Consider the following 16,014-nt stretch of genomic DNA (forward strand, 5'->3'; position numbering starts at 1 on the left):
AGAAAATGGAAAAAATAATAGGAATAAACCCAGTGATAGAAGTATTAAAATCAGATAAGAATATTGAAAAGCTGGAAGTTTATAAAAAAATCAAAAAGGAAACAATAAAGGAAATATTGAATTTAGCAAGTAAAAGAAATATAAAAATATTTTATACTGATAGACGAACTGAGAATTCACAAGGGGTTGTGGCACTTGTTTCGGAATTTGATTATTATGTTGATTTTACTGCATTTCTAGAAAAACTTCTGAGAAAAGAAAAATCTATAGTTGTTGTACTGGATCAGGTTCAGGATCCGAGAAACTTTGGGGCGATTATAAGAAGTGCGGAGTGCTTTGGAGTAGACGGAATTATTATTCAGGACAGAAATAGCGTGAAAGTTACGGAAACGGTTGTAAAATCATCGACAGGAGCGATTGAACATGTGGATATTGTAAAAGTTACAAATATTTCTGATACGATTGACAAATTAAAAAAATATGGATATACAGTTTATGGTGCGGAAGCTGATGGGCAAAATTATTATTATCAAGAGAATTACCCAGAAAAAGCGTGTCTTGTACTCGGAAGCGAAGGGAATGGAATGCGTAAAAAAGTGAAAGAACATTGTGACAAAATTGTAAAAATACATTTGAAAGGGGAAATAAACTCGCTGAATGTATCTGTGGCTGGGGGGATAATATTGTCGGAGATGTCGAAATAGTAAGATTTGGAATTTTCTCATTGAAAAAAGTTAGTTAATATAAAAGTAAAAGTTATAAAATTCCGAAAAAAAAGTATTTATAATAATAGGAGGTCAAGATTCTTTGGAAGAGGATAGAAAAAAGTAAGAAAAATAAAAAATATTGTATTTATTAGAAGTTTTAGACTTTTACAAATAATTAACAAAAAATGTTTGATAGGAGAGAATTTTAATGGAAAAGCAAAAATATATTTTAAATAATACTTATGGAATCAATGGGATAGAAAAAATATCTTTGAAGGAAATAATGAAAATTTTTTCTGTACCTGAAGAAGTAGAAATGAAATTGAGCGATGATAAAATAACAATATCAATAGATTTGATATATAAAGGATTGAAAATATACTATTCATTATATTTTTTTGTTGAAAATCTTAAAAAACCAGAGAATCAATCTTTGACTTTTTGTATGGAAAAATTGTACTTGAATAATCGGGAAAGTATAAAAGTGGGAGATGAAATAAAGACAGTTCTTCCTAAAATAAGGAAATATCTTAAAAGAAACAATAAAAATTTGAATTTTAAATATGAAGAAGATAAATTTTTTGGGGAGTATTTATTTGATGATGGAAATATTCATATCTTTTTTGAAAAATTTGGGAGTAAAAAAGTAATGGATGATATAATGATAAGTTTGCCTTATGAAGATATATTGCCAGAAAATAAGGAAGTTTTGGCAGAAATTAGTAAAATAATGGAGATAAAAAATAAAATAGATGGATTATTTTGGGATGAATAAAAAAGAGCTGATAATTGTAAAATTGAAAAAATGTAACATAAACGCTTGAAGACATGATTGAATGTTTTCAAAATATAGAAAAGTAGGATCTTAATATTTCCTCTAAATTTTTACAATATCGAGACTTGAAAATTAAAGAAAAATATGGTATTATTATATGAAATATTGAAAATAATCATAGTTATAAATAGAAAGGAGCATAGGCAATTATGAAAAAAGATTTACATCCATCATACGGATTTGTAGTATTTGAAGATACAAGTAACGGAGAAAAATTCTTAGGAAAATCAACTAAAACTTCTAAAGAAACAACAACTTTTGAAGGACAAGAATATCCAGTAATAAAAGTTGCAACAAGTTCAACTTCTCACCCATTCTATACTGGAAAATCTAAATTTGTTGATGAAACTGGAAGAGTTGATAAATTTAAGAAAAAATACAACTTATAATTTTAAAGATATTGGAAACAGGGATGAGTTATTATTCTCTGTTTTTTATTTTATTATTTTTTTATGAATTGATGAAGTAAAATATTTAGAGACAAATAATTTATACTTAACCAAAAAAGAAAAAGGAGTTAGCGGAAATACTGCTTTGTCAGACAAAGTAATAAAGAAATAAAAATTTTACTAGATATTATTAGGGCGTGTCTGAAAACTCTCAAAATGATGAATTTTTAACAAATTTTTCCAAAATCAAAAATAATAAACACTGATTTTATAGTGATTTGTATAATTTATAAAATCAAAAAAACATTAAAAATAACATAGATTTTGAGTTTTCAGACACAGCCTAATAAAGCGGGAAAAAATACAAATATTCTGTCTTCAAGATAAAGTAAGAATTCAATAAAAAAGGCATTGAACGAAATTTCACAAACAAAAATATTTTAAAAACAACAGTAGAAAGGAATTTAGTATAATTTTTATTGATTGTTCGTAAATATTTTACTTAGTATTTGTGTTTTTTATTTGACATTATTTACAAAAATTATTATAATTATGTAACAGGTTAAAATATATTTTGAATAAAATAAAAAATTGGGTAAGATGTCGCAATTAGTATTGCAATTTTATGTTATGAAACAAAGGAGGAGTATAAAAAATATATGAAAAAAATAGGAGTAATTGTGGTAATAATGCTAATTATTGCACTTTTATCATTAAAAACAGGAAAGGATGAAAAAAACGCGGGAAATAAAGTTACCAAGGAACAAATCGTATTAGAAAAAAATAAAGAGAAGTATAATAAACATATACGATTTTATAATAGAATTCTAAACATTGATAAAGGACTTTTGTATTATTTTGAAGATGCAGGAATGGAAAAAAAATTTAAAGTTATTCAAGATGAAGATATAAAGGCTGATATTGCAATAGATAGAAATTTTATTGATAAACTAAAGGAATTGGAACAAAACGAAGATAAAAAAAGCGAGTTGGATAAAAAAGCTATAACTATGATTCCTATATTAGAAAAAATGTTGCCAATTGCTGATGAAATGAGAACTTATTATAAAAATAAAGAATATTTGAAAGATAAATATGCAAAAGCTCAAACTTTACACACAGAGTTGCTTGCTATTTTGGATAAGTATAACCAAGTTACAAAGGCTTACAAGGATTTATTTGAAAAAAAATCTGATGAAATAAAGAAACTAATGATAAAAGATTACGATAAACGAAGAGAATTTATTACGTACAATCAGTTTATGTTTATTGAAGAAGGTAACAATATCATAAAAGAAATACATAAACAGGGACTGGATGCAAGTGACTTTACTACTAAGGGTAATCCTAAAAAATTTAAAAAAATAGAAGAAAAGATGATAAAAGCTCTCGTAAAATTTGAAAAATCCTTAAAAAATGAAAAACAACTTAAAAAAGAAGGATATACAGTTGGAGAACACAATGACTTTATTCAGAAAGCAAATAAATTTAAACAATCTGTAAATGTGTTTATTCAAAAAATAGAGAAAAAGGAAAAAGCTTCCCATTCGTCTGCAAGTGACAGTTTTTTCGCACAGACAGAGGAAGGAACACCAGAAAATATATTATCTAATTTTAATGAAGTTATAAAAGAACACAATAAATTGTTAATGAAGAAAACAAAAAAATAATTATTTAATAGAAATAGAAAATAGGAGTAAATAAAGATACTTATGAAGAAGCATTTTTGAGATGGAAAAATATCTCAAGATTGCTTTTTTATTTTTATAAATATAATATTTTAAGTTATAACTTTCTAAATATTTTATAAAAGAAAAAAAACTTTCATTATTTTTTAAAAAGGTATAAAATTACTTTGATAATTAAAACTTTTGATTAACATAATATTTGTTACATATTTGAAATAGTTATAAAAAAGTTAATAGTAAAAGAATTTATGTACAAATATTTTTGTAAATCTAAAAATATATAAAATGAGAGGAGAGAATCTGAAATGACATTAGTGGAAGGTAAAGTCGGAGAAAAATTTCTATTAAAAGACATTGATGAGCGAAAATTGGACACGCGTTTATTGAGTCTTGGAGTTTGCAGAGGAGATGCATGCACGATTGAAAACATCGCAAATGGAAATATTCTCATAAAGACAGTGGAAACTAAAATCGTAATCAGTACAAATTTAGCAAATCACATTCAAATTGAGGTGGTAAAATGATAAACGTAGCATTTGTCGGAAATCCTAATGTAGGAAAAACTGCCTTGATTAACCAAATTTCACACGCAAGTTTAAAAATAGGAAACTGGCCAGGTGTAACAATTGAGAAGAAGGAAGTTTTTTTTAAGATAGGCAATGAAGATATAAAACTTATCGATTTGCCGGGAATTTATAATTTATCAATAAATACACCTGAAGAACGTGTTTCAAGGGATTTTCTGTTAGATGAGAAAGTTGATGTGATAATCATGTTATGGATTCGACATCGCTTGAAAAAAATATTTATTTAACGGCATTAGTAAAGGAACTTGGTATTCCAATGGTGATGGCGCTTAACTTTGAGGATGAATTTAAGAGAATTGGCTACAAATTGGATGTGGAAAGATTTGAAAAGCAGCTTGGTATTCCAGTAGTCTTTACAAGCGGAAAATCTGGTAATGGCGTAGACAAGCTTATGGAAAAGGTTGTGGAACTTTCAAAACAAAGTTCATCAGAAAATAAACAGCACAGACTTTTATTTGACAAGGAAATTGAAAATAACATTGAAACTTTGAAAAATAAATTGAAAAATGAAAAGTCTTATGAAAAAGTGTTAGAAAAATATCCACTTGACTGGCTTGTAATCAAAATTTTGGAAAGTGACACTAATATTTTGGCAAGAGTAAAAAATGAATTTGAAATTGATTTATCAAATGTTGGAAATGCTGAAAAAAAAGAGCTTGAAGAACATTATGGAATTGATCCTGAAGATGCGTTGGCAAGAGCAAGATACGGAACTGTCCGTGGAATCATTTCGGCAAATTTAACAAGAGGTACTGGAGATAAATTCGCATTGACAGATAAAATTGATAAAATACTTTTAAATAAATTTTTTGGTGGACTTGCATTTCTTGCTATAATTTATGCAGTATTTGTTATTGTATTTGACGGAAGTTCTCCGTTTATCGACTAGATTGACGGTTTTTTTAGCGACTTTGTAATAAAATATGTGGGACACGCTATTGAAGGAGTGCCTGACTGGCTAAGCAGCTTTGTGCTGGAAGGGATTCTTGCTGGAGTAGGTTCAGTCTTGACATTTGTGCCACTTATGTTCTTTATCTACTTTTTTATGGCGATTCTTGAAGAAAGCGGATATATGGCACGTGTAGCATTTATTCTGAACAAGATGATGACAAAGGTTGGACTTTCTGGAAAAGCATTTATCCCAATGCTAATCGGATTTGGGTGTACAGTACCTGCAATTTATTCAACAAGAACGCTAGAAGATGAGAAAACAAGAAGGCTGACAGGAGTTATTGCCACATTTATGTCTTGTGGTGCAAGACTTCCGGTCTATTCACTGCTTGCAGCAGCATTTTTTAGTAAACATGCAGCTTTAGTTGTAGTTTCAATTTATCTTTTTGGAGTATTTATGGCTCTTTTTGTGGCATTTATACTAAAAAGATTCAATTATTTCAAAGGAAATAACACAGAACTGTTAATAGAACTACCTCCATATAGACTCCCAAGTGCAAAAGTTGTATGGAACAATATGAGAGCAAAAACTTTTGCCTATGTAAAAAAAGCAACTACAATAATTTTAGGAATTTTATTAATTATCTGGTTTTTTCAATATTTTCCAAATAAAGGAGATGCTGAAAATTCTTACTTAGGACAAGCGGCAAAAATGGTACAGCCTGTATTCAAGCCAACTGGTTTTGGTGACAGATGGGAACCTGTGGCTTCCATTGTGCCAAGTATCATCGCAAAAGAAACGGTTGTAGGATTTTTAGGACAAATTTTGTTATCGCAAGAAGAAGATGAGAAACAAGAATATAATTTCTTAGGCGATCTAAAAGATCAAGGAATTGGATTAGGAAATGCTGTAATTGATTCTATAAAATCTTTGGGACATGTCGCAACATTCAAAATTGCAACATTGGAAATGAAAAATCAGGAAGAGCTTGACGAAGATGCAGGAGGAAACATTGTTCCAGCAATAAGAAACTTATGGAACGACAAATACGGTCCAATAAGAGCTTATTCATTTATGCTGTACGTTCTTCTTGTAGTGCCATGTGCTGTGGCGATGGGAGCATTAAAACAGGAATTTGGATGGAAATTACTAACATTCCAAGTATCGCTGCTATTAATCCTGCCTTATGTTGTGTCAGTATTATTCTTTAATGTCGCAAAATTAATTATGTAAACACTAATTTTGAAAGGAAGTAAAAATATGATAAAAACAATTATTGTTGGAATAATTGCGGTTTTAATTGCATTTGCAGTATTTAGAAAAGTTTACAAAGATTATAAAAAAAATAAAAATCTTTGTGGAACAGATTGTTGTAGCTGCTCAAGCGGTTCAACTTGTGGGTCTCATAAAAAAGAAATTAAATAAAATTATTATTCAAATGAAAAAAAAAGAATAAAAAAAAAATATTATAAGAAATATACTGTATAATTATATCTGACCAATAGAAAAAGTGAAAACTTTTTTCTTCAAAACTCCTTTTTAAATATGCTATCACAAGGGTAGCATATTTTTTTTGCCAATTTTTTACAAAGCAAGGTAATACAGTACCAAAAAGGTATTCTATTACCTTTTTCATTTTTTATGATTTTCTATTTTTTTGTAATTTTTCCAAAAAAGGTACTCATTTACCTTATCCGTTGGACTAGCGTTGGACTAAAACTAATGTCAAGAAAAAAGCCTATAATTAAGGCTTTCTATGAAGTTTTTCTAAAATTTAAACTATTCATTGATAACTTTAGTTTTTGTTTATCTGTTTGAATATAATATTGTTTTGTTGTCGCAATATTTTCGTGTCCCATTATATCTGTTATCACAATATTATTTATTTTTTGATTACTCATAAGTGTCGCTAGTGTTTTTCTGCAATCGTGAGGTTTATGTTTATTAATTTTTAAAGTTTCCAATGTTTTATAAAATTTCTCACGAAAATAATTTTTTCTTAAAGGCTTATTCTCATTCTTTTTTTTACTGAATATCCATTTATCATTGTATATTAAATAATCTGTTGGACTGTTCTCATAAAGCTCTTTTATAATTTCAACTATATCTTTATGAATAGGTATGCTTCTATTTTTCCCTTTTCTAGTTTTATTTCCACCGTGTATAAATTCCTGCTGTAAATCTACATTTTCCTTTTTCAATTCTACAGTTTCTTCGATTCTCATACCTGTATAAATCATAATTAAAATATATTTTACCCATATTATATCCGTGTTTTCCCATAATTTTTCTATTTCATCATAATTAAAAGGTTTTTTTTCTTTGGTTTCAGTTTCTTTTGGTAAATTTATAAATTCTGCTCTATTTTTTTCCAATATGTCTATTTCTCTCGCATAGTCCCAAAAAATTTTTAAAAATCCTTTTGTTATACTTTTAGTTGAAATACTACAATTTAAATCATTTATTAGATTTTGCAATACTGGAGTGCTAATATCTTTAAAAACCAGATTATGTAATTCTTTACATCGTTTAAAACTATTGATGTAACTGTTCAAAGTATTTTTAGCAACAATATCTTTTTTACTGTTTTTAAATAACTCAAACAAATCTTTAAATTTAATTCTATGATTTTCTAAATTGTAAGGATTATTAAAATATTTATTTAATATTTCTGTTGCTTCTTTTTTAGTGCTGAAATATCCCAAAGAATGTCTTTTTTTAGTTACAGGATTAGTAACTCTAACTCTAAAAGGATTCGTTCTATTTATTTTAACTTTTGTTATACTCCCTGTACCATTTGCATTTTTATACTTTTTCATATTTTCTCCATTCTGAAAATCCAACTAAAAAGCATTATCTGCTTTATAATTTTAATATTATTTTTCTTTCATTGCAATATATTTATTTAAAAAAATATCTGTACTAATTCATCATTACTCAATTCTAACAATTCTTTTAATTCATATATTTCTGATTGTGTAAAAAAATTTTTTCCATTCATTTTTTTATTTAGTCCACTTTCTGATATATTCATTTTTTTTGATATTTCTTTATAGTTCAATTTCTTCTTTCTAATTCTACTTTTCAATGTATAGTATACTAATCTCTTATCTTCTAAATTCATATTTACCACTCTACTTTCTCTATTTTTATTAGTATATTTTTAGCTAGAATAAGTTAAAATAAGTTGCAAATTTTTATATATTACGTTTTTTGATTTTTAACTTGTATTTTAGATATATTTTCTGTTTATAGCTTTCAATAATTTAAAAATTTATTGCATAAAATTATTTTTTTTTTTGATTTGTTATTATCAATCAAAGGGGCTAAGTCTAACAGGAAGTATTCTTATTCTTTAAATTTACTCCAATGATATATTCTTTTCCTTTTTATAATATTTAGATAAGCAGAAAGGATTGTCTTATTTTCATCATTATCAAAAAAATTTTTCAATCTTTTCTTTTTAGAATGAGTTAAATAAGATACTGTTTTTTGTATTTTTTCTTCTGTACCCAATTTTTCTAAATGAACATTGGTTTTAAATCCATTTAGAATATTCCATTTAGTCTGTATCATTTCTTTTAATTTTTTCATTTTAAAATGTTTGTATATCCCTTTTATTGTAAATAGTAGAATATGTAAATGAGGAAGAAAAGAATTTCTTTCAGGATTGTAGGCTATTTCCATTACTCTTAAATATCCTTTTACAGTCTTTTTCAAAAAAGGACTTTTGACTAATTTATTAAAGTTTGTCCTTACTACATTTAATTCATTTTGTAATCTACTTTTATCATCAATTTCAACATTTTTTCCATTTATTGTCAGTATAAATATCAAATATCTATTTTTAAAATTTTCTATTTTCTTCATTATTTCAAAATATTTGGCACTTCTGTCTATTTCATCACATATAGGACAGCTTCTCCGTTTACATCTTAAATTTTTAGTAAATTTCATTGAGTTTTCGTGGCATTCAATATAATTATTAAAACAGGTATTAATACTGCTGTATTCAGATTTTGATATTATTTCGTATTCAGAATACCATTCAAGAGCCTTTAAATAATAATTTTCTTTCTCTTCTTTCACTTTTTCTGTATCTATTTTTATCACTCCTATTAATTTTTAATTTATTTTTTGAAAAGAGTATGGTACAATAAAAGTGGCTGTGAGTGATTTTATAAGTTTTCTTATAAAATTGCTCCTTTTATTTATCATACTCATTTTCTTATCTCCTAATCTGCAAAAAATATTTCTGTCATTTCAACTGGGTCTAACCCTAATACTTCCATAATCTCTTTCATTTCATTCTGCTTAAATGGTTTATGCTGGTTAATTTTATAACTCATTGCTGTTCTTCCTATCTTTATCTTTTTGGCTAATTGTTCAGCCGTATAACCTTTTTCTACACACTTAGCTTTCAATTTCTTGATATTCATATCTTTTCCTCCTATTGCTTTCTAACTTTGTTTTTACTTTTTTTCTGTTATTCAACTTTATTTTTAAAGTTTTTTTTACAATTCTTTTTTAATAACCCAATAGGTGCATTGTTGCCTATTATCATTCTAGTTTTCTTGTATTTTTTTATCTTTTTTTAGTCGGTATTTCCATAGAGGACACCTTGTATAAAAGCACTTTTTTACTTTATCTTTGTCATCATCACAACATTCAAGGCAATACCGTTCAATAGCTTGTTTTTCAGTATTATTTTCACTCATAATCAAATTCCTTTCATATTATTTTTTTAATTTTTTACTTCTGTAATTTCTTCAATAACAGTTAAACTTACACTATTTAGTCTTTACCACTACCCAAAGGTACAATTTTTTGTTTCTGATAGACTTTAAATACACCATCAATACTTCCTTATCTAAATCAAAAAAGTTAATTAATCTTTTCTTTTTTGACGTTGTAAAATAAGATATTGTTTTTTCTATCTTACTTTCTCCTACTCTTTTAAATTGTATGTTCAATTTTTCTCCCTTTAATTTTTCCCATTCAACACTTATTTTATCTCTTATTTCATTCATTTTAAACTTTTTGTATGCTCCTCTTATTGTAAATAAAATAATATGTAAATGCGGGAGGAAATTATTTCTTTCAGGAATATAAACAAGTTCTACTACTTTTAAATACCCTTTTACAATATTTTTAAAAAAAGACTTCTTTATCAACTTTCCAAATTTCTCATTATTTTCTTTCATTTCCTTTTGTACTTTTTCACAATCAATTTCAACATTTCTGCCATTTAAAGTTAAAGAAAACATCAAATACTTATCAGAAATTTTCTCTATTTTTTCTATTACTTCAAAATATTTCCTTGCTTTGCAATAATAGTTGCAAATAGGACAATACTTATTTTTACATCTTGCCCTTTTTTTAAACTTCAACCCATTTTGATGACAATAATCAAAGTTGTCATAACATTTTACAATTTTATCTAAATCTTTTATAGATATAATTTCTTCAAATCTATCATCACTATAAATTTCAAATGTCTTTTCATACTACTTTTTTATTTCATCATAGTCCATATTACTCCTCTCTAAATTTTATTATTATTTATATAATATTTTCTAATACATATTTAAACTATACAGCACCTCATAACCCATAATTTATCAATTTTAAAATTTCTACCCCTATTCTTTAAAAATTCTATCTTATATAAAACTTTACTTTCCTTTGCTTCTCCTCCTTTTCTATTTTACTAATTAATAATAGTAGAGTTGCGTCAATTCTGTCCGTATCACTCTTATCCGTGCTATTACTTATTTATAATTAGCAAAAAATTCACAAAATAATCTTAATTACTATTGCCTTTTCTTTAAAATATCAATTTCTGTTATTTTAAATAAGGCGTATAAACTTTTGTACGTTATAAGTATAACATATAAAATTTTATATGTCAACACTCTTTTAAAAAAAATTTTTTTATGCTATAATAAATCAAAATAAAAATAGGTGGTTATTATTATGAAAATAAATGAAAAATTAAAAGACCTTAGACTAAAAAATAATATGACACAGCGAGAATTAGCAGAAAAATTGGGAATTTCTATTCCTACACTACAAAAATATGAATATGGTACGTTAAAGATAAAAAATGAAGTTATCTTATCATTATGTGATATTTTTGACATTTCTCCTGATGATTTTTTTAATGAAAAAAGAAATGACATATTCAAAGAAACGGATAATTTATTAAAAGAATTAGATAAATTTAAAAATACAGATATAATAAAAGAATTAGATGAATTTGAAAAAAAAGAATATAGAAAAAATAGAGCATTGCTTGTCATTGAAAAAATAAGAAAAGATATGCAAAAAAAGGAAGAAATAGAAAAACAAAGACAAATTAAATTATCTGATTATAGAAAAAGGGTAATTAACGAAAAAATGGAAACATTTGAAGACTTTTATTATTATGAAGAAGACTTGGAAATAAATCAATTGGAATTTAAAAATTTATTTCCACTTATACAATTTTTGATGTCTTATTTTGATTTAGATATTGAAATTAACAGAGAAATGGAACATTCTCCGTATGTAAAAATTTATAGCGAAAAACTAAAAATAAAATACGAATTGAGTACCGAAGGGTTTGAAGAATTTTTAACTTTCTTAAATGATGATTTGATACATAATTTCTTTAGTTTATTAAATTATCGTTTTTCTAATGAGTTTGAAGAAGAGCAAGATGATGAGTATGAAATAATTGAAGATGAGGAAGATGATGAGTGATATTATTTTAGCTAATATAGAAATTTTAACAATATTCAAAAAGAGTGTAGTCTGTATTTTTACACTCTTTGATTTCAACTTCTAAATTTATTTTATTGATTTACTTTTTCTTAATTTTTCTTATATCTTTTAACTAATTTTTTTAAAATAAGTTGCAAATTCTTGTATCTCATTTCTTACTTAATATTCAAAATAAATTACTTATTTTTAATTTCCAACAACTAAAAATTTATTTTATAAAATTATTTTTTACTTGATTGTTCTTGTCCAAAGGGGATTAAGTATAGAGGGATTTATTTTTGTCCTTAATTTGAGCGGAAAAGGGGGTACAAAGCGATTTAAAAAGTTTTTGGATAAAATGTACCAATAATTATTTTAACACTCTAAAACGCTAAAATTTGTTCTATTTTATTTCAAAAAATTTATTTGTTATAAAAAAAGTTGCTTACAATTTAGAAAGAAGCAACTTCTTTATTTTATTTTTCATATATAGTTATTTTCATTCTATACTCTGTATACCCTGAATAATCTGTATAGTTAGCATTAAGTCCTTGTCTATATGTTTCTCTTCCAAAAGCCCCTACTGCTTTACTAAAAACAGAGCCACCCGATAATCCAGCTTCAAGATAAACAGTATAATAATCAAGATTAAGTTTCATAGTATCATCAGTTATATAATACAATGAATCCAGTTCCCAATTTACACCGTCAACAATTTCTCTTCTTAATCCTATTATCCCGCCTACATTAGTTAATAAATAATTTATAACATTTCCACGGTTTTTCCCAAAATAATACGGAACTCTTAATTCTACTTTAGTGACAGCATTACCTTTATAAAAAACTCTTGCTCTCGCATCACTAACTGTGTACTCGAAATAACTACCTGTTTGTTTTTTATATTTAAAATCACTATTTTTAGGAACTTGTTTAGAATAAATTTTTATTTCATCAACAGAATTAAAAGCAAATGTTAAAATTCCTAATAAGAAAAATAAAAAAATTATATTTTTTTCATAAAACACTCCTTAATTTTAAAATAAATTTTATTTACAATAATTTTCGCAAATAATCTACACGAATCATTATCAAAGTTTTATATTCGTCTTTGTTGGTTAAGAATACGAGAAATATGTAAAATCGGAGCAACTTGTCATTAATACTCCTATTATTATTGAAAAAATTCTTTTCTTCATAATAAAATCATCTCCTTCCTGATTTTTTGTTTACCTAAAATATTTTATAACTTAATTATCACTTTCTTTTCAAAACAAAATATATTTCATCACTTAATTCAAAATTAGAAGCTATTATATCTGCATAACTTAAAATCGCATTTGCATTTAAATTACTCTCAATATATAAATCATTACTAATCTCTATTGGTTGTCTAAGTTTAAAGGTTGAATTTGAGAGTATAACCCTTTCTTTTGTTTGAAAATTAGGATTATAAATTAATTCTTTAAATGTATCAGAATCAAAATCATACAATACAATACATAATTTTTCTAATAATCCTTTCCAAGATTTTACAGGATATGGAATACCATCAATTATTAATTTATCAGGTTTTTCTCCAGTCACGTTAATACTTGAATTTAACAAATACTCTTTTCCATACTCTATATTATTTAATTTTTGTATTTTATAACCTGCTGGAATACTCCAAATTTCTTTTGACTTTTCATATAACTGTTCAGCTCTATTTTTAATTTCATTGTCTGTCCATATTTGATAATCATCTATATTTTTTGTTATCTCAATATTTGATTTTTTATAAAACTCTTTTTTTGTTTTGAAATTCTTATTATAACGTAATAACTCATTTTCTATTAAGGATGAATTTCCTATTGTTCCCAAATATTCTAAATGAGTATTTTCAAATTTCTTTTCCCCCAATTCTAATTTCCATTCAGAATTTAAATTTTCAGGCATAATATATTCTATATTTAAATTAGAAACATCGTTAATTACATTATTTGAAATTTGTTCTTCAAGTTCTTTAAGGGTATATTTAAGAAGTTCCTTATTTTTTTCAAAATTATACTTTATAAAATTAATTTTAAATTCTTCATTTCTTGGAAATATAGTTTCTAATCTTCGCTCCATTAAGTTTTTTTCTATTTTAAAATATATATCCTTCTCATCTTGATTTTCTAATATTTTTTTAGGTATACTTGCAAAAACTTTATTAATAGAACTAGTTTTATATCCACAAATTGTCCTTCTAAATATATAAGATATTAACAAATCTATTATTTTTAAAAGTTTATCCTCATCTAATTTTTTATAATAATAAGTATCTTCAAATATTGAAAGTAATAGTGGATAAACAGTTGTGTTTTTTAAGTATTTAAAATGCTTTAATTTTTCATTTATTTTTTCATTATTTGAATTTGCATTTAAAAACCAATTATAATATTTTGAATAGGTAACAAGTTCTTCTAAAACAGCCTCTTCATTTAACTCTTTTTGAATCCTCATATATTCTTTAAAATCATCGTAAACTTTATTTTTGTTTGCAATTTTTCCAGTTTTCATTGTTAAAAAATCTCGAATAAAATCAGATATTTTCTTATTTGTCAATTCTATCTCAATTTTTAACCAGAAATTTTTATATAATACTGTCTGTTTTTCGTATTCAGAGTTCATTAATAAATAATTTCGTATTAAATCAGCTTGGGTAAGTGATAATCCTGTCGAATTTAAACTTTCAAATATAAGTTGTGGATTTTCTGATTTTTTATCTTTTTCTAATTTTATAGTTACTAATTCAATTTTATATAATGCTGAATATATTTGTTCTGCTGAATAATGAGAATTTTCTAGTAACTCTTTAAAGATTTTATAATTTCTACAAACATTTGAATTCAAGGAATCATCATTATTATCAATTAATTGTTTGTATGATACACTATCACTTTCGATAGGTTTTAAACGTATTCTTATATTATCTGGAGATTTTTTATTTATTAAATATTGCTCCCATATACTTTCTTTTGTATCTTCTGAAATTATTTTTTCGTGTAAGGCTTTTAATAATAATGAAATAGAAGTTATTCTTTGTTGCCCGTCTATCAAAACATATTCTTCATAATCCCTTTCTATTTTTGTTAATACATATACAACAGTTCCTAAAAAATGTTCAATTTCTTCATTATGTTTAATTATATTTTCTATATCAGTAAACAATTTTTTACAATTTTCTTCTTGCCAATCATAATTTCTTTGATATACAGGGATATTAAATGTTTTTTTCCCTTTTCCAATAAAATCTAATATTCTTATTTTTTTTGCTTCCAAATTTATCACTCCATTAATTTATTTTATTTTTATTATTTTTAATTTTAAATATCTATACGCCAAAACTTATCAACCTTATTTTTTTTATTTATCTCCTTCAATCTTTTTTACCAAAAAGCAAATTAATTGTTAAAAAAAATATCCAAAAACTCAACATCACTCAACTCATATTCCTTCCTAATAAACTTCATCTCTTTAATCGTAAAATTACTACTCCCATTTATTTTTCTTGAAAATGCCGAAGGAGTTATTTTTAGCTTATGTGCCAATGTTTTGTTGTTGTCTTCGTGTAAACTCATTTTTGATTTTAAAAGATTCCTTTTCATTTTAAATCTCCTATCTATTGCTAATTGGTAAAATAATTATATCATAAATTTGAATTTTGTCAAGTGGACTTCAAATAAATTGATAAAATATCAATTTTATGGTAAAATTCATTGATTTTAAAGGAGAATTGCTATGGAAAATGTAGGAAAAAGATTAAAGAGTTTGAGGGAAAAGTACAAATTTTCTTTGGAAGAAGTAGCCAAAAAGATAAAATCATCTGCTGGAGCTATTTCACGATACGAAAATAACGAAAGGAAAATAAATAGTGAAAGTTTGATTGGACTGTCAAACTTATACAATGTTTCCCCTGAATACATATTATACGGTATAAAAAAAGATTCCAGCAATTTGGAATCATCTGTTATATCGTTTTTTAATAATGAAAATATAGACTTCAAGGAAAAGGAAGAATTGTTTAATAAAATTCAAAATGCCTTTTTCAAAGAAAAATTTAGATAAAATTTATCTGTATTTTAAAGCTGTATCAAGTAAAATTAATAATAAAGGTTATTTATAACTTTTAAATTTGCAGGGCCTATTTT

Annotated in this window: 18 protein-coding genes and 1 pseudogene; 11 read left to right on the forward strand and 8 right to left on the reverse strand. The window is 25.4% G+C overall.

Annotated elements, in window-relative coordinates:
- Positions 1-5 precede the first annotated feature (5 nt).
- The 9 genes and pseudogenes from rlmB (at position 6) to LEBU_RS11670 (ending at position 6,523) form a co-directional block, all read left to right on the forward strand.
- Positions 6-704, forward strand: a complete 699-nt coding sequence (gene rlmB, locus LEBU_RS01965; RefSeq protein WP_012806488.1) for a 23S rRNA (guanosine(2251)-2'-O)-methyltransferase RlmB — start codon at positions 6-8, stop codon at positions 702-704.
- Between the two features lie 211 nt (positions 705-915).
- Positions 916-1,482 (forward strand): hypothetical protein, encoded by a 567-nt coding sequence (locus tag LEBU_RS01970; protein WP_012806489.1) that lies wholly within the window; start codon positions 916-918, stop codon positions 1,480-1,482.
- 209 nt (positions 1,483-1,691) lie between these two features.
- Positions 1,692-1,931 carry a type B 50S ribosomal protein L31 gene (locus LEBU_RS01975; RefSeq protein WP_006806019.1) on the forward strand — a complete coding sequence of 80 codons (240 nt, stop codon included), beginning with the start codon at positions 1,692-1,694 and terminating at the stop codon, positions 1,929-1,931.
- A gap of 659 nt (positions 1,932-2,590) precedes the next feature.
- Complete coding sequence (locus LEBU_RS01980) at positions 2,591-3,601, forward strand: YiiG family protein (RefSeq protein WP_012806490.1); 1,011 nt, start codon at positions 2,591-2,593, stop codon at positions 3,599-3,601.
- 323 nt (positions 3,602-3,924) lie between these two features.
- Entirely contained in the window at positions 3,925-4,143 is a 219-nt protein-coding gene (locus LEBU_RS01985) for a FeoA family protein (protein ID WP_012806491.1), read from the forward strand.
- Positions 4,140-4,549 (forward strand): annotated as a pseudogene (locus LEBU_RS12110) (FeoB small GTPase domain-containing protein); the annotation flags it as partial. The gene LEBU_RS01985 and the pseudogene LEBU_RS12110, both read left to right, overlap by 4 nt.
- 48 nt (positions 4,550-4,597) lie before the next feature.
- Complete coding sequence (locus tag LEBU_RS12115; protein ID WP_238974528.1) at positions 4,598-5,095, forward strand: hypothetical protein; 498 nt, start codon at positions 4,598-4,600, stop codon at positions 5,093-5,095.
- Between the two features lie 36 nt (positions 5,096-5,131).
- Positions 5,132-6,331, forward strand: a complete 1,200-nt coding sequence (locus LEBU_RS12120) for a ferrous iron transporter B (protein ID WP_238974501.1) — start codon at positions 5,132-5,134, stop codon at positions 6,329-6,331.
- A gap of 27 nt (positions 6,332-6,358) precedes the next feature.
- Positions 6,359-6,523, forward strand: a complete 165-nt coding sequence (locus LEBU_RS11670) for a FeoB-associated Cys-rich membrane protein (RefSeq protein WP_012806492.1) — start codon at positions 6,359-6,361, stop codon at positions 6,521-6,523.
- Positions 6,524-6,852: 329 nt separating this feature from the next.
- Here LEBU_RS11670 and LEBU_RS02000 read toward each other — a convergent pair whose 3' ends face one another.
- From LEBU_RS02000 to LEBU_RS02020, 5 genes are all read right to left on the reverse strand, one after another.
- Entirely contained in the window at positions 6,853-7,917 is a 1,065-nt protein-coding gene (locus tag LEBU_RS02000; protein WP_012806493.1) for a tyrosine-type recombinase/integrase, read from the reverse strand.
- 86 nt (positions 7,918-8,003) lie between these two features.
- Positions 8,004-8,222, reverse strand: a complete 219-nt coding sequence (locus LEBU_RS02005) for a helix-turn-helix domain-containing protein (RefSeq protein ID WP_012806494.1) — start codon at positions 8,220-8,222, stop codon at positions 8,004-8,006.
- Between the two features lie 224 nt (positions 8,223-8,446).
- Positions 8,447-9,211, reverse strand: a complete 765-nt coding sequence (locus LEBU_RS02010) for a protein rep (RefSeq protein WP_012806495.1) — start codon at positions 9,209-9,211, stop codon at positions 8,447-8,449.
- Positions 9,212-9,333: 122 nt separating this feature from the next.
- A complete protein-coding gene (locus tag LEBU_RS02015; protein WP_012806496.1) occupies positions 9,334-9,537 on the reverse strand; it encodes a helix-turn-helix domain-containing protein in 204 nt (67 codons plus the stop codon).
- Positions 9,538-9,888: 351 nt separating this feature from the next.
- Positions 9,889-10,488: a protein rep gene (locus LEBU_RS02020; RefSeq protein ID WP_157859500.1), complete on the reverse strand. Its 600-nt coding sequence runs from the start codon at positions 10,486-10,488 to the stop codon at positions 9,889-9,891.
- 586 nt (positions 10,489-11,074) lie between these two features.
- Between LEBU_RS02020 and LEBU_RS11550 the strand changes: the two genes are divergently transcribed.
- Positions 11,075-11,842, forward strand: coding sequence for a helix-turn-helix domain-containing protein (locus LEBU_RS11550; protein ID WP_012806498.1), 768 nt, complete (start codon positions 11,075-11,077; stop codon positions 11,840-11,842).
- A 476-nt stretch (positions 11,843-12,318) separates the two neighbouring features.
- Here LEBU_RS11550 and LEBU_RS02030 read toward each other — a convergent pair whose 3' ends face one another.
- The 3 genes from LEBU_RS02030 to LEBU_RS02040 all read right to left on the reverse strand — a co-directional run bounded on the left by LEBU_RS02030 (position 12,319) and on the right by LEBU_RS02040 (position 15,471).
- On the reverse strand, positions 12,319-12,867 hold the full coding sequence (locus LEBU_RS02030) for a hypothetical protein (RefSeq protein WP_012806499.1): 549 nt from the start codon (positions 12,865-12,867) through the stop codon (positions 12,319-12,321).
- Between the two features lie 229 nt (positions 12,868-13,096).
- Positions 13,097-15,145, reverse strand: a complete 2,049-nt coding sequence (locus LEBU_RS02035) for a DUF262 domain-containing protein (RefSeq protein WP_012806500.1) — start codon at positions 15,143-15,145, stop codon at positions 13,097-13,099.
- A 122-nt stretch (positions 15,146-15,267) separates the two neighbouring features.
- On the reverse strand, positions 15,268-15,471 hold the full coding sequence (locus LEBU_RS02040; protein ID WP_012806501.1) for a helix-turn-helix domain-containing protein: 204 nt from the start codon (positions 15,469-15,471) through the stop codon (positions 15,268-15,270).
- Positions 15,472-15,604: 133 nt separating this feature from the next.
- Between LEBU_RS02040 and LEBU_RS02045 the strand changes: the two genes are divergently transcribed.
- Positions 15,605-15,931: a helix-turn-helix domain-containing protein gene (locus LEBU_RS02045; RefSeq protein ID WP_012806502.1), complete on the forward strand. Its 327-nt coding sequence runs from the start codon at positions 15,605-15,607 to the stop codon at positions 15,929-15,931.
- Positions 15,932-16,014: the final 83 nt, after the last annotated feature.

Origin of the sequence: Leptotrichia buccalis C-1013-b, from assembly GCF_000023905.1 — a bacterium.
Lineage (GTDB): Bacteria > Fusobacteriota > Fusobacteriia > Fusobacteriales > Leptotrichiaceae > Leptotrichia > Leptotrichia buccalis.